The sequence below is a fragment of the Ramlibacter alkalitolerans genome (assembly GCF_016722765.1).
Classification (GTDB): domain Bacteria; phylum Pseudomonadota; class Gammaproteobacteria; order Burkholderiales; family Burkholderiaceae_C; genus Ramlibacter; species Ramlibacter alkalitolerans.
Window position 1 is genome coordinate 588,917 of record NZ_JAEQND010000001.1, and the last position, 22,563, is coordinate 611,479.

Sequence of the window (22,563 nt, forward strand, 5' to 3'; positions counted from 1 at the left end):
ACCTCATCACGGGGTCGAACACTGCACCAGGCGGGCCGGCTACTTCGCGTTCAGGGGAAGACCCGCGAACTCCAGGTCCGCGTAGAGCACCTCGCCGTGCGTCGAGTCGGTGACGAACAGGCGGCGGCGCTGCGCACCCCCGAAGGCCACGTTGGTCGTCGACGCTCCCTCGGGCCCGCGCAGCACCCACACGGGCTCCGCGCGGGCGTTGAGCACCCACACGTAGCCGAGGCCGGGATTCGCGACCACGAGTCGCCCCTGCGTGTCCGTCGCCAGGCCGTCCGGGCCGCTCGGGCCGTGGGAGGTGAAGAACTGGCTCACCTTGGCGACGCTGCCGTCGGCCAGCAGTGGAACACGCCAGACGCAGTTGCCGCGCGTGACCGCGAGGTAGAGCAGCGATTCGTCCGGCGACAGGCAGACGCCGTTGGGGCTGGGCACGTTGGCCAGCAGCAGGTCCAGCTGGCCGGAAGGGCGCAGCCGGTAGAGCCGGCCGGTCGGATCGTGCAGGCCGGTCTGCCCCTGGTCCGTGAAGTACAGGTTGCCGCTGCGGTCGAACACCAGGTCGTTCACGCCGCGGAAGCGCTCGGTGTTCCGCCGCTCCAGGTAAGGGCGCACCTGGCCGCTGGCGATGTCCAGCTGCACCAGCCCGTTCTTGTAGTCCGTGATGAGCAGCGTCGCGTCGTCCAGGAACTTCATGCCGTTCGGCTCGCCGTCGTACTCCGTCACCAGCGTCCATTCGCCGGCGCCGTCGATGCGGAAGATGCGTCCGAACGGGATGTCCGTGACGTACAGGTTGCCCTGGCGGTCGAACACCGGCCCTTCGAGGAAGGAATCGGTCGGGCGGCCGGCACGGTTGGCGTCGGCCCACGGGCTCTTCGTTCGCGCGCGGAAGCGCTCGGGCAGCGAAGTGAAGCGCGCGAGTTCGCGCACCTGGGGAGGATGGAGGAGGAACATGGCTGCTCAGGAGCTATTCGAATCCGTAGAGGCGCCGCGGGTTCTCGACCAGCACGCGCTGCAGGGTGTCGTCCGATGGGCACCAGGCCAGCAGAACGTCCACCAGGTCGGCATCGTCCACGGACCCGGGCGCCTCGGTCGTATGCGGCCAGTCGCTGCCCCACACGAGCCGCTCGGGCGCATGGCGCATGAAGGCCTCGCCGAGCGGAAAGGTGTCGCCGTAACCCGGCGCGCCTTCGCGCGAACGCATGTAGATGCCGGACAGCTTGATCCACGTGTTGCCGCGATCCAGCAGGCGGCGCAACACGTCGAGCGCAGGCCCGCCCGCGCCCTCAGCGGGATCGACGCGCCCGAGGTGGTCGATGACCAGGGGCGTCGGCAAGCTCGCGAGCAGCGGCTCCATGGCGACGAGCTGTTGGGGATGGGCGAACACCTGGACGTGCCAGCCGAGGCCTGCGGCCTTGTGCGCGAGCGTCTGCAGCATTTGGGGCGTGGTCTCGCCCCAGGATTGCGGCGAGACGAAGTTGACGCGCAGGCCGCAAACGCGGCTTGCTGCGAGGCGCTCCAGTTCGGCCGGGGACGCGTCCGCGTCGACCACGGCAACGCCGCGGGCGCTGTCGCCCAGCTGGTGCAGCGCGTCGAGCGTGCAGGCGTTGTCCACGCCGTACGTGGAGGGCGTGACGACGACCGTGCGCTCCGTGCCGATGCGCTGCTGCAGCCGCCGGTAGGTGCCGACATCCGCCTGCGGCGGCTGGCGCTTCCAGTGCGGCGACGGCGCGAAGCGAGGATCGAAGATGTGCATGTGCGCGTCGCACGCGCCCCGGGGCAGCGCCCGGCGGGGCCGCCGGGTTCCGGCGGAATGCGGGACGGGTTCGGGGAGCGGTGCGAGGCTCACTGCGGGGATGCGCTGACTCAATCCAGCTTGATGTTGCCCTTGCGCACGACCTCGCCCCACTTCGCGTCTTCCTTCTTCAGGTAATCGGCGAACTGGGCAGGCGTGGAGCCGATCGGCTGCGCGCCGACGTCGTTGAAGCGCTTCTTCACCTCCTCGTCCTGCAGCGATTCGGCGACGGCCTTCTGCAGCTTCGCAACGACGTCGGGCGGCGTTCCGGCGGGCACGAACGTGCCGTTCCACTCATAGACCTCGAAGCCCGGGATGACCGTCTCGGCGACGGTCGGCACCTTGGGCAGGCGCGAAGAGCGCTTCGGCGCGGAGATCGCCAGGGCGCGCAGCTTGCCGGCATCGACCAGGGGCGAAGACGCAGCGACCGTGCTGAACATGAAATCGACCTGGCCGCCCATCACGTCGGTGATCGCGGGGCCGCCGCTCTTGTAGGGCACGTGCACCATGTCGAGGTCGAGCTTCTGGCGGAACAGCTCCGACGCGAGTCGTTGCACGGTGCCGCTGCCGCCGGACGCGAAGTTCACCTTGCCGGGTTGCGACTTGGCCTTGGCGATCAGGTCCTTGACGTCCTTGTAGGGCGCGTCGGCCTTCACGATCAGGATGTTGGGGGCCAGCGAAACCAGCGACAGCGGCTGCAGGGCGTCGGCCGCATACGGCATCTTCGGGAACAGGTGCGGATTGATGGAATACGGCGTGGCGTCGTACAGCATCGTGTAGCCGTCCGGCTGGGCCTTGGCGACGTAGCTCGCGCCGATGGTGCCACTGGCGCCGGCCTTGTTGTCGACGATGACGCTGGTGCCCAGCTTCGTGCCCATCTTCGCGGCCAGCACGCGGGCCAGCGCGTCGGCCGCGCCGCCGGGCGCGTAGGGCACGACGATGGTGATGGTGCGATCGGGCCAGGCGGCGTGGGCCAGCGAGGCGGCTGCGAGGGCGCACGCGGCCACGAAGGTGCGGCGCGCGCGGGAGAAGGAGGTGGATCTCATGGGGGGTCGATGGGGTTGGAAGCTCAATCGAGCTTGAGGTTCAGTTCCTTGGCGAGCTGGCTGTTGGCCTGCACTTCGCGCTGGATCTGGCTGCCGAACGTGGCACCGCACACGGTCTGCGCAGTCAGGCCGAGGCCGCGCAGCTTCTCGACGGCGGCGGGTGTCTGCGTGAAGGTGCGCGCGGCGTTCTCCAGCGCCTGGAGGACCGCCACCGGCGTGCCGGCGCGTGCCATCAGCCCGTACCAGGCGTCATCACGAAAGTTCTTGACGCCGGCCTCCTCGAAGGTGGGCACTCCGGGCAGCAGAGTGGAGCGCTGGCCCGCGGCGACCGCGATGGGCGTGAGCTTGCCGGACTGGATATGCGGCAGCACCGAGCCGAGCGTCGCGAAAGAGGCATCGAGCTGGCCGCCGATCAGGTCGGTGGTCGCCGGCGCGGCGCCCTTGTAGGGAATGTGGTTCAGCGAGACGTTCGTCAGGCGCGCGAAGCGCTCGCCCGCGAAGTGGCCCTGGCTGCCGGGACCGGGCGAACCGAAGGTGATGCGGCCCGGCGCGGCCTGTGCCGCCCTCGTGAAGTCGGCGAGCGTCTTCGCCTTCATCGAAGGCCCGACCACCAGCACCGTGGGGCTGCCGGCGAGCGTGCAGACGGGCACGAAGGAACGCACCGCATCGAACTTCACCCGCGCGCTGTACAGCGCCGGGATCATCGTGTGGTTGGTGGCGCCCAGCAGCACGGTGTAGCCGTCGGCCGCGGCGCTGGCGACGTACTCCGCGGCCAGCACGGTGTTGGCGCCCGGCTTGTTGTCCACGATGAAGGGCTGGCCCAGCGTACGCGCCGCGTGCTCGGCGAAGGCGCGCGCCACCACGTCGGTGGGACCGCCGGCGGAGAAGCCGACGACGACGTGCACGGGCTTGGCGGGGTAGCCCTGGGCCAGCGCACCGTGCGCACAGAGCGCGAGCGCGGCGAGGGAAGCGAGAGTCTTCATGGTGTCCTCCTTGAGTCGATGCCGCGGGATGCCGAAGGCATCCTCACGGGTTCAGGCGCTTTCGGTCGTCCGCGCGAGGACGTCCAGCACGTTGTTCGCCGCGCCCACGCCCATGTTCACGTAGGCATCGCTCGTGACGCCGCCGATGTGCGGGCTGAGGATGATGTTCGGCTCGCCATGGAAGATGTGGGGTACCGTCATCGGCTCGACCGCGAAGCTGTCCAGGCCCGCGCTCATCACCTGACCCGAGCGCACGGCAGCCAGCAGCGCGGCCTCGTCGACCAGGCCGCCGCGCGCCGTGTTCACCAGCAGCACGCCGCGCCTGCAGGCAGCCAGGGTCTGCGCGTTCACCATCTCGCGGTTCTCCGGCGTCAAGGGGCAGTGCAGCGAAATCGCGTCGGACTCGCGCCAGAGCGTCGGCAGGTCCACGGGGCGGAGGTACGAAGGCAGGTCCCGTGCGAAGGGATCGAATCCGATCACCTTCATGCCCATGGCGTCGCACATGCGCGCAAAGCGCTGGCCGATCGCGCCGAGCCCGACGAGACCGATGGTGCGGCCGTGCAGTTCCACGCTCTTGTGCGTCGCCTTGTCCCAGTAGCCGGCGTGCATGCGCTCGTTCAGTTGCACGACCGACTTCGCGCAGGCGAGCAGCAGCGCCAGCGCCTGTTCCGCCACCGCCGCGGCATTCGCACCGAGCGCGGCGCGCACCTCGATCCCGCGCGCCTTGGCGGCGTCCCTGTCGATGGTGTCGGTCCCGCTGCCGTGCTTGGAGATCACGCGCAGTGACGGCGCCGCGTCCATCACGGACGCACCGACCTTGCCGTAGCGCACGATGATGGCCACGGGGTCGTGCCGCTGGCACAGCGCGACGAGGTCCGGCTCCTGCGGCGTCTTGCCCGCATACACGACCTCGAAGTCCTCCAGCAACGCCAGGGCCTGGGGCGCGAGGTCCGCGCCCGTGACCACGATCGCGCGACGTGCGCTCACAGGGATTCACCTTCCTTCAGCACGCCGGCGGTGCGCAGCGCGGCGGCCAGCCAGCCAGCGCTGGTATTGCCCTTCTTGATCTGGGCGATGCGGATGGCTTCGTCCTCGACCTTCTTGTGGGCCAGCGGAATGAGCGCTTCCACACGTTCGCGTTCGCCGATGAAGACGCCGTCGGCGTCCGCCACCACCAGGTCGCCGGAGCGCACGGTGACGCCGCCGCAGGTGATCGGCTGGCCGATGCGGCCAGGCACGTTCTTGGTCGGGCCGTTCGGGTTGGTGCCGACGGAGAAGACGGGGAAGTCCATCTCGTCGATCTCCAGGCTGTCGCGCACTGCGCCGTCGATCACCACGCCCGCGATGCCCAGCTGCTTGCACGCGGTCATCATGATGGTGCCCATGAGGGCTGCGGTCTGGTCGCCCTTGCCGTCGATCACCAGCACGTCGCCGGGCTTCGCCAGCGCCATGGCGGCGTGGATCATCAGGTTGTCGCCGGGGCGCACTTCGACGGTCAGCGCTGGGCCGGCCACCTTCATGCGCGGACGCAGGGCCGCGATGCGGCCATGCAGGGCGCCGCGGCGGCCGTTCACGTCGGCCAGGATAGCGGCCTGGAATTCGCCGGCCTGGCGCACGAGTTCAGGGGAAACGCGCTCGAAGTCGCGGACGATGTCGGTGCTCATGGATCTGTCTTTCGGTGAAGGGTGGAGGAGTTCGATCGGCGTTGACGTGGCCGTCGCGGATCAGGTGGACCTGGGTCGCCGGGCTCAGTCGATCCTGGCGCCGGATTCCTTGACGATCTTTCCCCAGCGGCCGATGTCGTCGCGGATCAGGGTCGCGAACTGCTCGGGCGTGCCGCCGAGGATGTCCGCGCCCTGGGCGTCCATCTTCTTCTTCAGTTCCGGATCCTTCAGCGCCTTGTTGATGTCGGCATTGAGCCTGGCCACCATGTCCTTGGGCAGGTTGGCCGGGCCCAGGATGCCGAACCAGGTGACCGCTTCGAAGCCCTTGTAGCCGGACTCGGCGATCGTCGGCACGTTCGGCAGGTCGTCGACGCGCTTGAGCGAGGTGACGGCGATGGCGCGCATCTTGCCGCTCTGGATGTGGCTGATCAGCGTCGGGATGGACGACACGTACAGCTGCACGGAGCCGGCGATCACGTCCGTGACCCCCTGCGAGGCGCCCTTGTACGGCACGTGGGTGAGCTTGATGCCGGCCAGCTTCTGGAACGACTCGGCGGTCAGGTGGGCCACGGTGCCGTTGCCGGAGGTGGCGAAGTTGATGGTGCCCGGCCTCGCCTTGGCTTCCTTCACCACGTCCGCCAAGGTCTTGAACGGCGAGTTCGCGCTGGCGACGATCACGAGCGGCGAGCTCGCCACCAGGCCGACCGGCGTGAGGTCCTTCACCGGGTCGTACGGCAGCTTGGCGTACAGCGTGGGGTTGATCGCCAGGTTGCTGGTCTGGCCCATCACGAGCGAGTAGCCGTCGGCCGGCGACTTGGCCACGTTGTCGATGCCCAGGTTGCCGCCGGCGCCGGGCTTGTTGTCGACGACGAAGTTGTAGCCCGCCATCTTGTTGGTGAGCTCGCGGGTGAGGATGTCCGTGCCGCCGCCCGCCGGGAAGGGCACGACGACGCGGATCGGCTTGTTGGGCCAGGCCTGCGCGAAGGCAATGGTGGTCGTGGCGAGCAGGGATGCGGCGGCAAGAGCCAGGGCCGCACGACGGGAAGCTTGCATTCGTCTTGTCTCCAGAAGGGTGCCTTGCGGCGTTGTGGGAGGACTGTAGACGCGCGTTGTGCACCGTACAATACCGTTTCGCACAGTGAACCCTGGTGCAGCATGCGCAACTCGACACCGCCCGCCACTCCCGCCACTCCCGCCAAGGACACTGCTTCGCGCGACGGCGTGACGGCGGTCACGCGGGCGCTGTCACTGATGGAAGCCTTCGAAGTCGGCGAGTCCACGCTGTCCCTCGCCGAGCTGAGCCGCCGGGCCGGGATGCACAAGACCACGGTGCTGCGCCTCGCGCGCACGCTCGCCCTGTCGAAGTACATGGTGCAGACCGACGAGGGCGAGTGGCGGCTCGGGCCCGCGGCCGGCTGGCTGGGCGCCCGCTACCAGGCCGGCTTCGACGTGAACAACGTGGTGGAGCCCGCGTTGCACACCCTGGTCAAGGAGACGGGGGAAAGCGCCTCCTTCTACGTGCGCGAGGGCGATATCCGCTCCTGCGTGGCGCGCGTGGAGGGGCCGCGTTCGGTGCGCCACAACGTGCGCATCGGCGAGCGCCTGCCCCTGAACAAGGGCGCGCCGGGCCGGGTGATCCTGGCGTTCAGCGGCGCGGCCGGGGAGCCCTACGAGTCCATCCGCGAGCGCGGCTACCACATCTCGCTCGGCGAGCGCGAAGCGGAGGTGGCGAGCGTCGCCGCGCCCGTGTTCGGCCTGAACTGGCGGCTGCTCGGATCGATGTGCATCTCGGGGCCGAGCGCGCGTCTGACCAAGGCGAAGCTGGAGAAGCACGCGAAGCTGGTGATCCGCGCGGCGAACCAGCTGTCGTATGCGCTGGCCGGCAGCCGCTCGGCGGCGACGCCTGCAGCGCTGACGCGCTGGCATCCACGACTGCGGACCAGGAGCTTCCGCTCCCGTGGCCTCAGCGTCCCGCAGGCGCCGTGAACGTGACTTCCTGATCCAGCTCGAAGCCGTGTTCGACACCGGAGCGGTCGGCGTCGATGGAGATCACGATGTTCATGTGATTCGGCATGTGCGTGTGGTCGTAGCCGGCCAGGTGACCCACCAGCTTTCCATCCACCCGCATCTCGTCGCCGGCGCAGATCACGCCGGCGCTCAGGATTTCCATGAAGCCCAGGTAAGCGATCGGGTCGACGATGCTGTTCGCGCCTATGCCCGGCTGGGTCGACCCGATCAGTTCGTGCACCTCGCCGACGCGAACACCGCGCGTTTCCTGCGGAATCAGTTCCAGCCCTCGCTTGGGAAGGCGGCCATCGAGCACGACCACCAGCCTGGCGCGCACCGTCGCCTTCCTTGCAAACACCGCGCGCGGCCCGAGGTTGTCCCTGAACGGATCATTCGCCATGGCCTGTCCCCTTCGATAGTGATGCCGCGTCGTGCACGATGCGGCCGTCGACGATGGTCATCGCGACCTGGATGCCGGAAATTTCGTCTTGCGCGCAGGCCAGGATGTCCTGATCGAGGACGGCCAGGTCGGCGAACTTGCCGGGCTCCAGCGTGCCCTTGCAGTCCTCTTCATGACTGAGGTAGGCGCCGTTGCGGCTCGCGCAGGCGAGCGCCTCCATGCGCGTCAGCGCCTGCGATGCACCGACGATCTCGCCGTCGCGCGAACGCCGCGCGACGACGTGCCAGAGCGTCTTGAACAGGTTCGGCGGCACGTTGTCCGATGCGAGACAGACCCGCACCCCCGCGTCCAGCAGCGAGCGCAGCGGCACGATCTCGTCCTCGCGTCCGGGGCCGAGCTTGCGCTTCAGGTCCGATCCCTCGCGATAGAGGTAGCGGCTGGTGTGCGTCGTGACGATGAGGCCCATGTCGACGATGCGTGCGATGCGCTCGCGGTCCAGGTCGATGATGTGACCCAGGCTCCACCGCTTGCCGGCCAGCGGAACCTGCGCGTCGACTTCCGCGAACATTTCCAGCATGGGCGGCGTGAGACCGACGACCATGACCTCGCTGCGCGCGCATTCGAGCAGCAGTTCCTTCAGCGCGTCGCGGGGCAGGTTGGCGTCGTAGTTGAATCCGGCCCAGCCGGTCTGCGGCAGCAGCCGCGCGCGCAGTCTGTGGTCCTGCTGGTCGCCGATTTCCGCGTGCATGCCCATCAAGCGCAGCCAGGTGTCGCCATACCCGCGCCCAGCCAGCCACTTGCCCCAGGAGGCAAACACCTCAGCCGCCGCGGCGCCGCGCGTGAGGCTCCATGCAGGGCTGAAGGTCAGCGTCGAGCGCACCGTCGCGCGGCTGCGGCGATGCACCGACTCGTAGGCGGCGAGCACGTCGGCCGCGACACCGTGCCCCTCGAAGATGCTGGTCGTGCCGAGCGCGTTGTAGATCGCCATCGAACGCTCCAGCCCCGCGATGCGCTCCTCCAGGCTGAAGTGCGGCGCGGCGGCCATTAACGTGAACTCAGCCAGCGGCGTGAGGCTGTTCTCGATGAAGACGCCCGTCGGGTCCCCGAGCGCATCGCGGTCGATCGTGATCGACGGACTGGGCGGCTGCGCATCGCGCGTGACGCCGGCCAGCGCGAGCGCCTTCGAGTTGGCGATGGAGACCAGCGGCAGGGTGTGCCGCCACGGGCCCCAGATGGCGCGGATGTAGACGGGGTGGTCGGGCGCCGCCGCATCGAGATCGTGGCGTGTCGGAAAACGCCCTTCGGCCAGGCATTGCGGCACGTCCCGGTATTCGGGCGGATCGCCGACCGGCATCGTCACGATCCACTCGCCGGGCGGCCTTCGCGCCGCCAGTGCGGCTATGCGCGCCTGGATGTCCCCGATGCTCGCGCACCCGGCCAGCGAGGGGAGCATCTCCTTGAGCCCTTCGCGGTCCATGTGCGCATGCGCATCCACCAGCCCGGGGATGACGGTGCGTCCGCCCAGGTCCACGATCTTCGTGGCGGCGCCGGCGAGCGCCCGCACCTGCGCGGAATCTCCAGCCGCCAGGATCTTTCCGTCGCCGATGGCCAGGGCCGGAACGATGCGCGCGCTGCCGTCCAGCGTGACGATCCGGCCGCCATCCAGGACCAGGTCGGCGCGCGATGCCATCAAGCGAGGCGGCGCAGGAAATCGGCCAGCAGTGCGTTCACTTCCTCGGGGCGCTCCTGCTGCACCCAGTGCCCTGCGCCCTCGACGAGGTGCGTGCCGCGATATTGCGTGCAGATCTCGCCCGCCATGCGCTCCAGGGCACCGGGTGACTGGTAGGTGCCCCAATCCCGCGCGCCCGAGACGAACATCGCGGGAACGTCGATGGTGCGATCCGAGAAGGCCTTCAGTTCGCCGTTGAAGCGCGGATCGGTGCCGACACGGTAGCCCTGCAAGCCGCCCTGGAAGCCGGTGCGCCCGTACTCGTCGGAGTACACGGCCATTTCGGCTTCCGTCAGCCATTCGCAGGCGGCGATGTCATCGGCGCCCGGCATGTGCGGCGCCACCGTCTCGGCCATGTTCTCGCCCAGCTCCATGACGTAGTACGTGGGCAGGCGCGCCAGCTCGCTGGCGGCCCAGGAAGCCAGGGGGAAGGGCGCATTGCCGGGCCAGTCGCCGCTCTTGTAGTGGAAGTAGGCCCGCAGGAAGGCGTGCACGCCCTGCGGGCAGTGCCACATGTCCTCGTTGGCCTCGGCGGTCGAGTAGTACCAGCGATAGTGCTTGCGTGGCCTGGGTAGTGCGGCCAGGCTCTCGGGAATGCCGGAGAGGGGCAAGGTGCCCTTGCCCGGCCGGCCGGCGGTGCCCTTGGGCAGCACCGGTGCGCCGGGGAATGCCGCGCTCATGAGCACCACGGCGCGGAACACGTCCGGGCGCAGCAGCGCGCACCACGCGCTGACCGGCGACCCGTAGTCGTGGCCGATCACCGCGTCCACGTGGTCGTAGCCGAGGGCCTTGACCAGGCCCACCGTGTCACTCACCCGGTTGATCAGCGAATACGGCATCAGGTCGTCTTCGAACGCCACGCCCGCACCGCCGCTGCGGCCGTAGCCGCGCTGGTCCGGTGCCACGACGTGGTAGCCGGCTGCGGCCAGGAACATCAGCTGCTTGCGCCAGCTGAAGGCAAGCTCGGGGAAGCCGTGCAGCAGCAGCACGCACGGGCGGCCCGGCTCCTCGAAGCCGGCCTCCAGCACGTGCATGGTGCAGCCGTTGTTGTTGTCGACCAGGCGCGAGCGAACGCCGTCGGGCAGCATCGCCTGGCCATACAGCGCGTCAGCGTTCATCCAGTCCTCCGGGTCGCAACGGATCGTCGCACGCGCTCAGGCGCGCACTTCCTCGGCGTGCAGCGGCATGCCCAGCTCGCGCAGCGCAGCCTGCACCTTGCCGATCGGCACCTTGCGCACGGGAACGCCCTGTTCCACCGCGATCGCCGCCGCCACGCCGGCTGCCTGGCCGGTGGCCATGCAGGCGGGCATGTTGCGCGAACGCGCATGCGCCTCGTGGTCCGCGGAGATGCAGCGGCCGGCCACCAGCAGTTGCTCGACGCCCTGCGGCAGCAGGCAGCGGTACGGGATCTCGTAGGGAGGCATGCTCTGGAAGTCGACGTCGCCACCCTTGGGGTCGTGGATGTCCAGTGCGGAGTTGTCCGCCGCGATGGTGTCCTCGAAGCGGGTTTCGCCGCGCGAGTCCGGACCCGTCAGCGTGTATTCGCCCAGGATGTGGCGCGTCTCGCGCACGCCGAGGATCGGCGACACCTGGCCGAGCCGCGCTTGCTCGAAGCCGGGCACGCGCTCCTTCAGGAAGCGCGCCACACCCTCGATCTGGCGGTAGCACTCCAGGATGGCTGCGGTGAACTCCTTCGGGGAGAACACGTTGACGCCCAGCACGCGGGTGGCGTTCACGTACATCTGGCCGTCGGCCGTCTTGAGCGTGATGTTGTCGCGTTGCAGCTTGACCCCGGTCTCCTTCTGGAAACGCTGCAGCATGCCGTTGAATCCGGTCAGCCACAGGCCGTACGCGAGGCCTTCCTCGTCGTGCGGAATCGCGCGGGCGGGCACGTCGTCGCAGGTCCGCGCCCACTCGGCCAGACGGTTCAGGTCCACGTTCTTCATGATGAAGTACATGGACACGGGCTGCATCTTGGCCTCGGCGTCGCCGGAGCCCATGACGAAGGGTGCGTTGGCCTTGGCCGCCATGTCGGCGTCGGCGGAGCAGTCGATCAGAACCTTGGTGCCGACGAACTGGCGTCCGCCCTTGCCCTCGATGATCACGCCGGTCACGGCGCCGTTCTCCACGACCGGTGCCGAGACGAAGGTCTCGAACAGGATCTCGACGCCGGCTTCCACGCACAGGCGCGTCAGCAGCATCTTCATGATCTCCGGGTCGGTCGGCGAAGCGATCTTCACGCCGCCGGTCTTGGTGGTCGCCATGTAGTCGGCGCCGGCGCCGCCCACGGAGCGCGCCAGGTTCCAGATCTCCAGCGCAATGCCGCCGACGATCGCGCCCGAGGGCTTGGTGTTGAGGCCCAGCGTGAGGATGCCGCCGAGCGAGCCGAAGCGCTCGATCAGCACGACCTTGCTGCCGCGGCGCGCCGCGGCGATGGCCGCGATCGGGCCGGTCGTGCCGCCCCCGACGACGACGACGTCCGCTTCCATCAGCACGGGGACTTCGCGTGCGGGCTCGTTGATGCTGGTTCTGTTCACTGCATTCCTTCGTTGATGTTGCGCGCGTGCTCAGTCGACGCGGGCGCCGGATTCCTTGACGGCCTTGGCCCACTTGGCGATCTCGCTGCGGTTCCAGGCGGCGAATTGCTCGGGGGTGTTGCCGACCACCTCGGCACCGAGGGCGCCGAGCTTTTCCTTGATTTCCGGCATGCGCAGCACGGCGACCAGGTCGGTGTGGATCTTGTCGACGATAGGCTGCGGCGTGCCCACGGGCACCAGCGCGCCGATCCAGGACACGGCCTCGAAGCCAGGGAGGCCGGATTCGGCCATCGTGGGCACGTCCGGCAGGGAAGCGGCGCGCTTGGCGCTGGTGACCGCGAGCGGCTTGAGGCGCCCGCTCTTGATGTGGTTGGTCACGGCGACGATGTTGTCCCACATCAGGGAGACCTGGCCGCTGAACAGGTCGTTGTACGCGGCCGGCGTGCCCTTGTAGGCGACGTGGGTGAGCTGCGTCTGGGTGTCAGCCTTGAACATCTCGCCGGCGAGGTGGTTCGAGGTGCCGACGCCGCCGGAGCCGAAATTGAGCTTGCCGGGATTTGCCTTGGCGTAGTCGATCAGTTCCTTGACGTTCTTCACCGGCAGCGACGGGTTGGCCACCAGGACCAGCGGCGTCGTGGCCACCAGGGTGATCGGGGTGAAGTCCTTCAGGTAGTCGTAGTTCAGCTTGCTGTAGAGGCTGGTACTGATCGCGTTGGCCACGGTTCCGAAGAAGATCGTGTAGCCGTCGTTGGGCGCGTGCGCCGCGACTTCGCTGCCGAGGTTGCCGCCGGCGCCGGGCCGGTTCTCGATGACCACGGACTGGCCCCAGCGCTCGGACAGCTTCTGGCCCACGGCGCGAGCGATGACGTCGGTGGCGCTTGCCGCCGGGAAGCCGAAAGTGATCTTCACCGGCTTGGTCGGCCATTGCGGGTCGGCAGCGTGGGCGGTCAGCGCCGCCGACGCGGCGACAAGCGTTACGAGCAGGGTCTTCACATTCACTGTTGTCTCCTCGGGATCGTTCAGGACAGGGGGTGGGCAGTCGTGCAAATACTACAGTGCTATAGAGCACAAGTCAAAACGGAGAACCCTAGTACCATCGGGGTCGATGCCAGCAGAGACGACCCCCAGCAGCAGCCCCGTCAACGAACTCGATCGCTACGCCCGCGAGGTCGTGCCCGGCCTGGCGAAGTACGCACAGCTGCGCGAAACCTTGTCCGCGGCGATCCGTGGCGGCTACTGGAAACCCGGCAGCCAGTTGCCGCCCGAGCGCGAGCTCGTGCGCCTCACGCGCTTCAGCCTGGGGACGGTGCAGCGCGCGCTGCGCGACCTGGCGGACCAGGGCCTGCTCGTGCGCACGCAGGGCAGCGGCACGTACGTCGCCGAGGGGCGCGGGTCGATCGAGGCGCCCTTGTACCTGCGCTTCCTGGGGCGCGAGGGCGAGCCGCGCTTCCTGCCGCTGTTCCCCAGCGTCCTCTCTCGCAAGAGCACGGAGGAGCGCGGCCCCTGGTCGGTGTGGCTGCGGCAGACCAGCGGCGCCGTCATCCGCATCACGCGTCGGATCAGCGTCAACGGCGAATTCAACCTGTTCAACTGCTTCTACTTTCGCGCCGACGCCTTCCCGGGCATCGCGCAGGCGCCGCTCGCGACCTTGGACGGTGCCGACCTCAAGCAGATGCTGGGCGGCGAGAGCAACATGCCGGTGACGGAGATGCACCAGCGCGTGTCGTTCGTGAAGTTCTCGGCCGAAGCGGCCGAGGGTGCGGGCGTGAAGGTGGGCACCCGCGGCATGCTGCTGGAAAGCGCGGCCCTCGCCGGGCGCGAGCCGCTCTACTACCTGGAATCCTTCATCCCGCCCAACGACCGGCGACTGGACGTTTCCGCGTCTTGAACGATGGCTTGACGGGACTAGGCTTCGCCTTCCGTCCCTGACCCCGCGTCCGCGCCTGCCCCATCCGCCCCATCGCCCGCCGAAGCGGTTTGCGACAGGTGCATCGCGGCCGTGCGCACCAGTCCGCGCAGCCAGCGGTGCGCCGCGTCGTGGTGGGACCGGTCGTGCCACAGCTGGTAGAAGCGCATGGACGGGAATTCCGGCGGCAGGCGCACGACGCTGAGCGGCAGCACCCGCGCAAAGTGCTCCGCGAAGTGGCGGGCCGTGGTGAAGACCAGGTCCGTGTGCACCAGCATGTAGGGTGCGGCTTCGAAGTACGGCACGACGACACGCTGGTCGCGGGCCAGCTTCTGCCCGGCCAGGAAGCTCTCGACGACGCCGCGCTGCGCCATCGAATACGGCATCGGCACGACATGCGCTGACGCGAGGTACTGCCTGAGCGTGAGCGCGCCCGAGGCCGGCGCGCTCCTGCGACCCATCAGCGCGACGAGTTCGTCCTCCAGCAGCACGGAGAGGTGCAGGCCGCCGGGCGGCTGCGGCCAGTTGCCGATCACGATGTCCAGTTCGCCGTTGGCCAGGCCCCGCTCGTAGTCGAAGTCGCGCGCGAGCGGATGGATCACGAGCCGCGCCTGCGGGGCCTCGCGCCGCAGGTCCTCGACGAGCCCGGCGACGAAGCTCATGGCCAGGTAGTCGGGCGAGGCGATGTGGAAGGTCCGCTGGCTCGAGGAAGGATCGAAGGCCACCGGCCCCGCGAGCATGCGATCGATTTCCTCGAGCGCGATGCGGGCGTGCTCGCGCAGTTCGAGGGCGCGCTGGGTCGGCACCATGCCGCTGCGCTCGCGCACCAGCAGGGGATCGCCGAAGGCCTCGCGCAGGCGGCGCAGGGCACTGCTGGTCGCCGGCTGCGACTGGTTCAGCCGGATCGCGGTGCGGGACACGCTGCGTTCGGCCACCAGCGTGGTCAGCACGCGCAGCAGGTGGGCGTCGATGGACGCGCCCGCGTGCACGAGGGCTGCGTTGCGCGGTGGAAGCTGCTGTGCCATCTCGGCCGCAGGGTACCAGTATTCGATTCCGTTATTCCCGGTATCACGGGGCTCCCGCGCACGACCCCGCGCGGGGACCTAGAGTCCGGCCCCAGCGTCGCACCAGACGACGTCGGTTTCCGCCAGTCCTTGCCCGCGATGCCGGCGTTCCCTTCTTCCGGCCAGGGTTTGCACCGATTCAACCCAGATACAGGAGACGACATGAGCACTGTGGCAGCACCCTGGGCCGCACCCGCCGGGACCGCCCGCCCGGAACTGGACCGCGTTTACCGCAAGATCTTCTTCCGCCTGATTCCCTTCCTCATGGTGCTCTGGGTGCTGGCCTGGATCGACCGGGTCAACATCGGCTTCGTCAAGCTGACCATGCTGGACGACCTGAAGTGGAGCGAGGCGGTGTACGGCCTGGGCGCCGGCATCTTCTTCCTCGGCTACTTCTTCTTCGAGGTGCCCAGCAACCTGCTGCTGCAGAAGATCGGCGCCAGGAAAACCATCATGCGCATCACCATCGGCTGGGGCCTCACCAGCGTGGCGATGATGTACGTGAAGACGCCGGAGTGGTTCTACGTGGGCCGCTTCGTCCTCGGCGTGTTCGAGGCCGGCTTCTATCCCGGAATCATCCTGTACCTGACCTACTGGTTCCCGAACGACCGCCGGGCCAAGGCCTTCGGCCTGTTCATGTCGGCGTCCGCGTTCGCCGGCGTGATCGGAGGGCCGCTGGCCGGCAGCATCATGGGCGGACTGAACGGCGTCAACGGCTGGGCCGGGTGGCAATGGGTCTTCCTGCTGGAAGGCATCCCCTCGGTGATCGCCGGCGTCGTCACCTGGTTCTACCTCACGGACAAGCCGGAGCAGGCGCAGTGGCTCACCCGCCGCGAGCGCGACCTGGTCCATGCCGATCTCGCGCGCGATCACCAGTCGATGGGGCCGCGGCAGCACAGCATGCTCGCCTCGCTGCGCGAGGGCCGGATGTGGCTGCTGATCCTGATCTACTTCTGCATCATCGCGGCCAACTCGTCGCTCACCTTCTACGGCCCGACGCTGGTCAAGGAAGTCGGCTTCAAGAGCCCGCTGGCGGTCGGATGGATCATGGCCATCGCCTACCTCTGCGGCGCCGCCGGCATGATCTACAACGGCATCCACTCGGACCGGCACCAGGAGTCGCGCTGGCACTGCGGCGTCGCGGCGGCGCTCGGGGCGGCTTCCATCCTGGTCATCGCCCTGGTCCTCGACGCCAGTCCGCTGCTGACGCTCGCGGCCCTGACCCTGGCCATCGTCGGCACGATGAGTGCGATCCCGGTGTTCTGGCAGATGCCGAACCGCTTCCTGTCCGGCACCGCGGCCGCCGGCGGTGTGGCGCTGATCAATTCGATCGCCAACCTCGCGGGCTTCGGCGCCCCCTGGATGCTCGGGATCATCAAGACCGAGACCGGCGCCCTCACGGCGGGCCTGTACGTCGTGGCGGCCGTCGAGGTCTGCGCGACGCTGCTGATCCTGGCGTTCGTTCCGCGCTTCCGCAAATCCGCGCCCCTCGAGGGCGAGCCTGCCCTGGCCCATTGAGGGCCAGACCCAACCGAGCCGAGCACATGACCACCACGACCGCAACGCCCCCCGCCCTGGAACTGGCGGAGATCAACGCGATGGACCGCGACCGCTTCGTGGCGTCCCTGGGCGCGACCTTCGAGCACTCGCCCTGGGTGGCCGAAGGCGCCTGGGCCGCGCGTCCCTTCGGCAGCGTCGACGACCTGCACGCCGCCATGATCGCCATCGTGCGGCGCGCGCCGCAGGCCGTCCAGGTCGCCTTCCTCTGCGCGCACCCCGAACTGGCCGGGCGCGAAGCGCAGGCCAGCACGCTAACCGACCACTCGCAGCGGGAACAGGCGAGCGCGGGCCTCGATGCGCTGTCGCGCGAGGAGATGGCCGAGATGAGCCGCCTCAACGCCGAATACCGCCGGCGGCACGGCTTCCCCTTCATCATCGCCGTGCGCCGCCATACCAAGTCGCAGATCTTCGACGCGCTGCGCAGCCGCGTCGCCGCCGACACCGTGAGCGAATTCGTCGAGGCCCTCGACCAGATCGCCTTCATCACCCGGGCGCGCCTGCGGGCGCTGGTGCCGGTGCGTTGACCCACCCGCGGAGAACTTCCATGCAACAGCACGCCAACCCGCGCCGCGGCTTCCTGGCCGCGGGACTCGCCCTGGGCGGGTCCACCCTGGCGCCGCGCATCGCCGCAGCGGCGGACGCAGCACCGGCCGCCACGGCCGTCCCGCTGACGGCGGCGCCCACCTCGCAGGCCGGCACCAGCCCCCGCCTGACCTTCCACGCCGTGGACATCTTCAGCGGCGCGACGGCCGCCGGCCTCAAGCTGGACCTGCTGCGCTTCGAAGACGGCGCCTTCCGCCTGCTCAAGACCGTGCAGGCAGCCGCGGGCGGCAGGCCCGCCGAACCGCTGCTGGTCGGCGCGGCCTACCAGCCGGGCCGCTACGAGGTGGCGATGCACGTCGGCGAGTATTTCGAACGCCTGGGCGCGAGCCTGCCGCGGCCCGCCTTCCTCTCGACGGTGCCGCTGCGCATCGTGATCCACGACGCTTCGCGGCGCGTGCACCTGCCGGTGCTGTTCTCGCCCTGGGGCTATTCCTTCTATCGCGGGAGCTGAACATGGCCGGAATCTCCACCCACGTGCTCGACAACCTCACGGGCTGGCCCGGCGCGGGCATGCGCATCGACTTCTCGGTGCTCGAAGACGGCCGCTGGAAGTTGCTGAAGACGCTGGTCACCAACGCCGACGGCCGCACAGACGAACCGGTGCTGGCGCCCGCCGACGCGCGCATCGGCGAGTACGAGCTGGCTTTCCACATCGGCGACTTCTACGGCGCGCAGAAGCTGGCGCCGCAAGCGCTGTTCGTCGATCGCGTGATGCCGGTGCGCTTCAAGCTGTTCGACACCAGGCAGCACTACCACGTGCCGATGCTGTGCACGCCGTGGAGCTGCGCGACCTACCGAGGCAGCTGACATGGCGATGCGTCCCGACGCGGATCCCGAGCGCACGCGGCTCGACGCGGAGTACATGGGCCGTGCCATCGAGGCTTCGCGCGCCGCGCTCGAAGCCGGGGACATGCCGTACGGCGCGGTGCTGGTGTCCGCCGGAGGCGAACTGCTGCAGGTCTCGCGCAACCGGCAGGTGAGCAGCGGCGACTGCAGCGCCCATGCCGAGGTGGTGGTGGTGCGCGAGGCCAGCGCGCGCCTGGGACCGGCGGCCCTGCTCGGAAGCACCGTCTATGCGAGCGGCGAGCCCTGCGCCATGTGCAGCGGCGCCATGTTCTGGGCGGGCGTGCGCCGGGTGGTCTGGGCCGCGCCGAGCGACGCCATGGCCGCATTGTTCGACGGGAATCTTCTTCCCATCCGGTGCGCACAGACGCTCGCCGGCGCCGTGCCGCCGGTGCAGGTCGACGGGCCGGTGGAGGCCGAGGCTGCGCTGCGCGTCCTGCGGGAAGCCGCCGGGCGGCCGGCCCAGGCCCGGTAGGCCGCCATGGAACTCACGCTGGAACGGATCAACGCCGCGGACCGGACGAGCTTCATCCGCTTGCTCGAAGGCGTCTACACCGATGCACCATGGGTCGCGGAGCAGGCCTTCGCGCGGCGCCCCTTCCGCAGCCTGGCGCAGTTGAAGCTGGCGCTGGTCGGGGCGGTTCGCGTGGCGGCACGCGAGGCGCAACTCGGATTGATTCACGCGCACCCCGCGCTCGCGGGTGCGCCGGCCACCCACTGGACGGACGAGGAATGCGCGACGCTGCAGCGCCTGGGCGCCGACTACCAAGCCCGCTTCGGATTCCCCTTCGTGCTGGACCTGCGCGGCCCGCGCGGCCTCGGGCTCGCCGGCGGCGAGATCGTCGCAAGCCTCGCGCGGCGCAGCGCGCACCATCCGGACCTGGAGCGCGCCGAGTGCCTGCGCCAGGTGCACCGCATCGCCGAGGTTCGCCTGGACGAGCGCTTCGGCCATGCGCCCCGCCTCGGCAACGACGTGTGCGACTGGGCCGAGCGCCTGGCCGTCCACAGCGATCCCGGCTACGCCGAGCGCGGGGAACTGACGGTCACCTATCTCACCGAGGCGCACCGGGCCTGCGCGCAGCGGCTGGCCCACTGGATGCGCGCGGATTGCGGCTTCGACGCCGTGGAGATCGACGCCGTCGGCAACGTGGTCGGCGTCTATCACGGCACCGATCCGCACGCGAAGCGCCTGCTGACGGGGTCGCACTACGACACGGTGCGCAACGGCGGCAAGTACGACGGCCGGCTCGGCATCCTGGTACCCATGGCCTGCGTGCGCGAACTGCACCGCCAGGGGCGGCGCCTGCCCTATGGCATCGAAGTGGTCGGCTTCGCGGAAGAGGAAGGCCAGCGCTACAAGGCCGTGTTCCTCGGTTCCGGCGCGCTCACCGGTCACTTCGACCCCGCCTGGCTGGACCAGCGCGATGCGGACGGCATCACGATGCGCGAGGCGATGCAGCACGCCGGCCTGTGCCCCGACGACATCCCCGCCGTGAAGCGCGACCCCGCGCGCTACCTCGCATTCGTCGAGGCGCACATCGAACAGGGGCCGGTGCTCGGTGAGCTCGACGTGCCACTGGGCATCGTGCGCTCGATCAACGGGAGCGTGCGCTACCTCGGCGAGATCCGCGGCGTGGCCAGCCACGCCGGGACGACGCCGATGGACCGCCGGCGCGATGCGGCCGCGGCGGTGGCGGAACTGATCTTGTTCGTCGAGCGCCGGGCGGGCTCCGTCCCCGACCTGGTCGCCACGGTCGGCATCCTGGAGGTGCCCGACGGATCCATCAACGTGGTGCCCGGGCGCTGCCGCTTCAGCCTGGATGTCCGCGCCACCACCGACGCCGTGCGCGATGCCTGCGCCGCCGACATCCGCGCCGAATTGCAGGCCCTGTGCGAGCGTCGCGGCCTGGAGTTCTCGCTCGAGGAAACCATGCGGGCTGCCGCCGCGCCCTGCGCACCGGACTGGACGAGGCGCTGGGAACGCGCGGTCGAAGCGCTCGGCCTGCCGCTGTTCACGCTGCCCAGCGGGGCCGGCCACGACGCGATGAAACTGCACGAGGTGATGCCCCAGGCCATGCTGTTCCTGCGTGGGCTCAACTCCGGGATCAGCCACAACCCTCTGGAGGCGATCACCAACGACGACGCCGACCTGTGCGTGCGCGCCTTCCAGAACCTGCTCGACCAACTTGCCACGGAACTTTCATGACGCCACCCGCCGCCTACGACGCACTCGACACCTGGATCGACCTGCACTTCGACGAGGAGGTGCGCTTCCTGCAGGAGCTGGTGCGCGTGCCCACCGACACGCCGCCCGGCAACAACGCACCGCACGCCGAGCGACTGGCGGACCTGCTCGCGGCGATGGGCCTGCCGGCCGAGAAGCATCCGGTGCCCGCCGAGGAGGTGCGCGCGGCCGGACTGGAAAGCATCACCAACCTGATCGTGCGGCGCCGCTACGGCGAAGGCCGGACCATCGCGCTCAACGCGCATGGCGACGTGGTCCCGCCCGGCGAGGGCTGGAGCCGCGATCCGTATGGCGGCGAAGTCGTGGACGGCAGGATCTACGGGCGGGCCAGCGCCGTGAGCAAGTCCGACATGGCGAGCTTCACCTTCGCGGTGCGCGCGCTCGAAGCACTGGAGGCCCGGCTCGCCGGCGCCGTGGAACTGCACTTCACCTACGACGAGGAGTACGGCGGCGAGGTCGGCCCGGCCTGGCTGCTGAAGAACGGCCTCACCCGGCCCGACCTGCTGCTGGCCGCGGGCTTCAGCTACCAGGCGGTGGTGGCGCACAACGGCTGCCTGCAGCTGGAGGTGACGGTGCACGGAGACATGGCCCATGCCGCCATTCCGGAGAGCGGAACCGACGCCTTGCAGGGCGCCGTGCAGATCCTGAATGCGCTCTATGCGCTGAACCGCGACTACCTCGAAGTGCGCTCGAAGGTCGAAGGCATCACCCACCCTTACCTCAACGTGGGCCAGGTCCACGGCGGCACGAGCACCAACGTCATCCCCGGCAAGGTGGTGTTCAAGGTGGACCGGCGCATGATCCCGGAGGAGGATCCGGCCGAAGTCGAGGCCTCGCTGCGCCGGACCATCGAGCAGGCCGTGGCGGCCTTCCGGCCGCCGCGCGGCGGGCGCGAACTGCGCGTCGAGGTGAAGCGCCTTCTGCTGGCGCGCGCTATGCAGCCCCTCCCGGGCAACGCGCCGCTGGTGCGCGCCCTCCAGAAGCATGGCGAAGCCGTGTTCGGGACCGCGATCCCTGCAGTCGGCACGCCGCTGTACACGGATGTGCGCCTGTACGTGGAACGCGGGATCCCCGGCGTGATCTACGGCGCCGGGCCGCGGACGGTGCTCGAATCGCACGCGAAGCGGGCCGACGAGCGCCTGGAGCTGGCCGACCTGCGCCGCGCGACCAAGGTGGTGGCGCGGACCCTCTTCGATCTGCTGCAGTGAGGCGGACCCGGCGCGTCAATGACGCTCGGCTTCAGCCGTGCAGCTTCGTCGCGAGTGTCGCGACGCCGAAGCGGGTGGGAGCCGTGCGACTACTTCTTCTGCGCGGCCTGGGGCGTGTTGCGGAAGCTGATTGCCATGCGGTTGTAGGTGTTCATCAGCCCGATCGCGAGAGTGAGGTCCACCAGTTCCTTCTCCGCGAAGACGTCGCGAGCGGCCTCGTAGTCCTCGTCCGGCACGCCGGTGTCGGCGACGCGCGTCACCGACTCCGCCCAGGCCAGCGCGGCACGCTCGCGCGGCTCGAACAGGTCGCCGGCTTCGCGCCACGCCTGCAGCAGCGCGAGTTTCTCGACCGGCAGGCCCTTCTTCAGCAGGTCGCGCGTGTGCATGTCCAGGCAAAACGCGCAGTTGTTGATCTGCGAGACGCGCAAGTACACGAGATCGACGAGGGTGGGCGAGAGTCCGCTCTGGGCCACGTAGCCGTAGAGGGTGCCGAGCGCCTTGGCGCCGGCGGGAGCGAGCTGGTTGTAGTCGAGACGCGTGGTCATGGTTTGTCCTCCGGAGGTTGGGTTGAGGGTGTGGGAGTGGTGAGCAGGGTGTCCCCGGTGTCCAGCACGAACACCGCCAGCAGCCTGGCGGGCTCGGTCTGGCTCGCGTTGCGGCTCACGACGTGCCTGGCGCCCGGGGGCTCGTGGAAGCTTTCGCCTGCGTGCAGGAGCTGCACGGGCCCGTCGTCGACGCGCGACTCGATCGCGCCCGAAAGCACGTACGCGTAGATGAACGCGGACTTCGCGTGCACATGCGGACGCGAGGCCGCGCCGGGGGCGTAGTCCACGACGACGGCAACGAGCGACTTGCCAGGAAGGTTGGGGATGGCTTGCCGGAAGGCGGGCGTGACCTTCTCGGTCGTCTCATGGGCCGTGGCCGGAGCGGGCGCGAGTGCGCCCATCGCGGCCGCGACGAAGCAGGCGAGCAG

The 22,563-nt window shown here is 69.4% G+C and carries 24 protein-coding genes; 9 read left to right on the forward strand and 15 right to left on the reverse strand.

All coding sequences use genetic code 11. The annotated features are described in order from the left end of the window. Window positions 1–39: 39 nt before the first annotated feature. The 7 genes from JI746_RS02760 to JI746_RS02790 form a co-directional block, all read right to left on the reverse strand. Window positions 40–954 carry an SMP-30/gluconolactonase/LRE family protein gene (locus JI746_RS02760; RefSeq protein WP_201687235.1) on the reverse strand — a complete coding sequence of 305 codons (915 nt, stop codon included), beginning with the start codon at window positions 952–954 and terminating at the stop codon, window positions 40–42. A 13-nt stretch (window positions 955–967) separates the two neighbouring features. Then, window positions 968–1,756: an amidohydrolase family protein gene (locus JI746_RS02765; RefSeq protein ID WP_236599487.1), complete on the reverse strand. Its 789-nt coding sequence runs from the start codon at window positions 1,754–1,756 to the stop codon at window positions 968–970. Between the two features lie 110 nt (window positions 1,757–1,866). Continuing rightward, window positions 1,867–2,841 carry a Bug family tripartite tricarboxylate transporter substrate binding protein gene (locus JI746_RS02770; RefSeq protein ID WP_201687237.1) on the reverse strand — a complete coding sequence of 325 codons (975 nt, stop codon included), beginning with the start codon at window positions 2,839–2,841 and terminating at the stop codon, window positions 1,867–1,869. A 23-nt stretch (window positions 2,842–2,864) separates the two neighbouring features. Then, window positions 2,865–3,824, reverse strand: coding sequence for a Bug family tripartite tricarboxylate transporter substrate binding protein (locus tag JI746_RS02775; RefSeq protein ID WP_201687238.1), 960 nt, complete (start codon window positions 3,822–3,824; stop codon window positions 2,865–2,867). Window positions 3,825–3,875: 51 nt separating this feature from the next. Continuing rightward, the gene (locus JI746_RS02780) at window positions 3,876–4,811 is read right to left on the reverse strand and encodes an NAD(P)-dependent oxidoreductase (RefSeq protein ID WP_201687239.1); all 936 of its coding nucleotides are present in this window, start codon (window positions 4,809–4,811) and stop codon (window positions 3,876–3,878) included. Continuing rightward, the gene (locus JI746_RS02785; protein WP_201687240.1) at window positions 4,808–5,488 is read right to left on the reverse strand and encodes an RraA family protein; all 681 of its coding nucleotides are present in this window, start codon (window positions 5,486–5,488) and stop codon (window positions 4,808–4,810) included. Before JI746_RS02785 ends, JI746_RS02780 begins: the two co-directional genes overlap by 4 nt. An 84-nt stretch (window positions 5,489–5,572) precedes the next feature. Then, window positions 5,573–6,541, reverse strand: coding sequence for a Bug family tripartite tricarboxylate transporter substrate binding protein (locus tag JI746_RS02790; protein ID WP_201687241.1), 969 nt, complete (start codon window positions 6,539–6,541; stop codon window positions 5,573–5,575). A gap of 102 nt (window positions 6,542–6,643) precedes the next feature. Between JI746_RS02790 and JI746_RS02795 the strand changes: the two genes are divergently transcribed. Next, window positions 6,644–7,474 (forward strand): IclR family transcriptional regulator, encoded by an 831-nt coding sequence (locus JI746_RS02795; RefSeq protein ID WP_201687242.1) that lies wholly within the window; start codon window positions 6,644–6,646, stop codon window positions 7,472–7,474. Here the strand turns inward: JI746_RS02795 and JI746_RS02800 are convergent. Genes JI746_RS02800 through JI746_RS02820 form a run of 5 tightly spaced genes read right to left on the reverse strand, consistent with a single transcriptional unit; the run spans window position 7,452 to window position 13,160 of the window. Then, the gene (locus tag JI746_RS02800; protein ID WP_201687243.1) at window positions 7,452–7,895 is read right to left on the reverse strand and encodes a DUF6917 domain-containing protein; all 444 of its coding nucleotides are present in this window, start codon (window positions 7,893–7,895) and stop codon (window positions 7,452–7,454) included. The genes JI746_RS02795 and JI746_RS02800 overlap by 23 nt on opposite strands. Continuing rightward, a complete protein-coding gene (locus JI746_RS02805) occupies window positions 7,885–9,585 on the reverse strand; it encodes an amidohydrolase (protein ID WP_201687244.1) in 1,701 nt (566 codons plus the stop codon). The genes JI746_RS02800 and JI746_RS02805 overlap by 11 nt, the downstream gene beginning before the upstream one ends. Next, window positions 9,585–10,742 carry an alpha/beta fold hydrolase gene (locus JI746_RS02810; protein ID WP_236599488.1) on the reverse strand — a complete coding sequence of 386 codons (1,158 nt, stop codon included), beginning with the start codon at window positions 10,740–10,742 and terminating at the stop codon, window positions 9,585–9,587. The genes JI746_RS02805 and JI746_RS02810 overlap by 1 nt, the downstream gene beginning before the upstream one ends. A 36-nt stretch (window positions 10,743–10,778) precedes the next feature. Continuing rightward, window positions 10,779–12,161, reverse strand: a complete 1,383-nt coding sequence (locus JI746_RS02815; RefSeq protein WP_201687245.1) for an FAD-dependent oxidoreductase — start codon at window positions 12,159–12,161, stop codon at window positions 10,779–10,781. Window positions 12,162–12,191: 30 nt separating this feature from the next. Next, window positions 12,192–13,160 carry a tripartite tricarboxylate transporter substrate binding protein gene (locus JI746_RS02820; protein ID WP_201687246.1) on the reverse strand — a complete coding sequence of 323 codons (969 nt, stop codon included), beginning with the start codon at window positions 13,158–13,160 and terminating at the stop codon, window positions 12,192–12,194. Window positions 13,161–13,266: 106 nt separating this feature from the next. On the opposite strand from JI746_RS02820, the gene JI746_RS02825 reads away from it, so the two are divergent. Continuing rightward, window positions 13,267–14,049, forward strand: coding sequence for a GntR family transcriptional regulator (locus tag JI746_RS02825; protein ID WP_201687247.1), 783 nt, complete (start codon window positions 13,267–13,269; stop codon window positions 14,047–14,049). Between the two features lie 17 nt (window positions 14,050–14,066). Here the strand turns inward: JI746_RS02825 and JI746_RS02830 are convergent, their stop codons facing one another. Beyond that, on the reverse strand, window positions 14,067–15,092 hold the full coding sequence (locus JI746_RS02830; RefSeq protein ID WP_201687248.1) for a LysR family transcriptional regulator: 1,026 nt from the start codon (window positions 15,090–15,092) through the stop codon (window positions 14,067–14,069). Window positions 15,093–15,293: 201 nt separating this feature from the next. Between JI746_RS02830 and JI746_RS02835 the strand changes: the two genes are divergently transcribed. Genes JI746_RS02835 through JI746_RS02865 form a run of 7 tightly spaced genes read left to right on the forward strand, consistent with a single transcriptional unit; the run spans window position 15,294 to window position 21,590 of the window. Continuing rightward, the gene (locus tag JI746_RS02835) at window positions 15,294–16,649 is read left to right on the forward strand and encodes an MFS transporter (RefSeq protein ID WP_201687249.1); all 1,356 of its coding nucleotides are present in this window, start codon (window positions 15,294–15,296) and stop codon (window positions 16,647–16,649) included. 26 nt (window positions 16,650–16,675) lie between these two features. Further along, the gene (uraD, locus tag JI746_RS02840) at window positions 16,676–17,215 is read left to right on the forward strand and encodes a 2-oxo-4-hydroxy-4-carboxy-5-ureidoimidazoline decarboxylase (protein ID WP_201687250.1); all 540 of its coding nucleotides are present in this window, start codon (window positions 16,676–16,678) and stop codon (window positions 17,213–17,215) included. Window positions 17,216–17,235: 20 nt separating this feature from the next. Further along, on the forward strand, window positions 17,236–17,745 hold the full coding sequence (locus JI746_RS02845; protein WP_201687251.1) for a hydroxyisourate hydrolase: 510 nt from the start codon (window positions 17,236–17,238) through the stop codon (window positions 17,743–17,745). A gap of 2 nt (window positions 17,746–17,747) precedes the next feature. Beyond that, window positions 17,748–18,101 (forward strand): hydroxyisourate hydrolase, encoded by a 354-nt coding sequence (gene uraH, locus JI746_RS02850; RefSeq protein WP_201687252.1) that lies wholly within the window; start codon window positions 17,748–17,750, stop codon window positions 18,099–18,101. A gap of 1 nt (window position 18,102) precedes the next feature. Further along, window positions 18,103–18,612: a nucleoside deaminase gene (locus JI746_RS02855; RefSeq protein WP_236599489.1), complete on the forward strand. Its 510-nt coding sequence runs from the start codon at window positions 18,103–18,105 to the stop codon at window positions 18,610–18,612. A gap of 6 nt (window positions 18,613–18,618) precedes the next feature. Beyond that, window positions 18,619–20,343 (forward strand): hydantoinase/carbamoylase family amidase, encoded by a 1,725-nt coding sequence (locus JI746_RS02860; RefSeq protein ID WP_201687253.1) that lies wholly within the window; start codon window positions 18,619–18,621, stop codon window positions 20,341–20,343. After that, window positions 20,340–21,590, forward strand: coding sequence for a M20/M25/M40 family metallo-hydrolase (locus tag JI746_RS02865; RefSeq protein ID WP_201687254.1), 1,251 nt, complete (start codon window positions 20,340–20,342; stop codon window positions 21,588–21,590). Before JI746_RS02860 ends, JI746_RS02865 begins: the two co-directional genes overlap by 4 nt. A gap of 89 nt (window positions 21,591–21,679) precedes the next feature. Here JI746_RS02865 and JI746_RS02870 read toward each other — a convergent pair whose 3' ends face one another. Both JI746_RS02870 and JI746_RS02875 read right to left on the reverse strand, forming a co-directional pair. Then, complete coding sequence (locus JI746_RS02870; protein WP_201687255.1) at window positions 21,680–22,135, reverse strand: carboxymuconolactone decarboxylase family protein; 456 nt, start codon at window positions 22,133–22,135, stop codon at window positions 21,680–21,682. Next, the gene (locus tag JI746_RS02875) at window positions 22,132–22,536 is read right to left on the reverse strand and encodes a cupin domain-containing protein (protein WP_236599544.1); all 405 of its coding nucleotides are present in this window, start codon (window positions 22,534–22,536) and stop codon (window positions 22,132–22,134) included. Before JI746_RS02875 ends, JI746_RS02870 begins: the two co-directional genes overlap by 4 nt. Window positions 22,537–22,563: the final 27 nt, after the last annotated feature.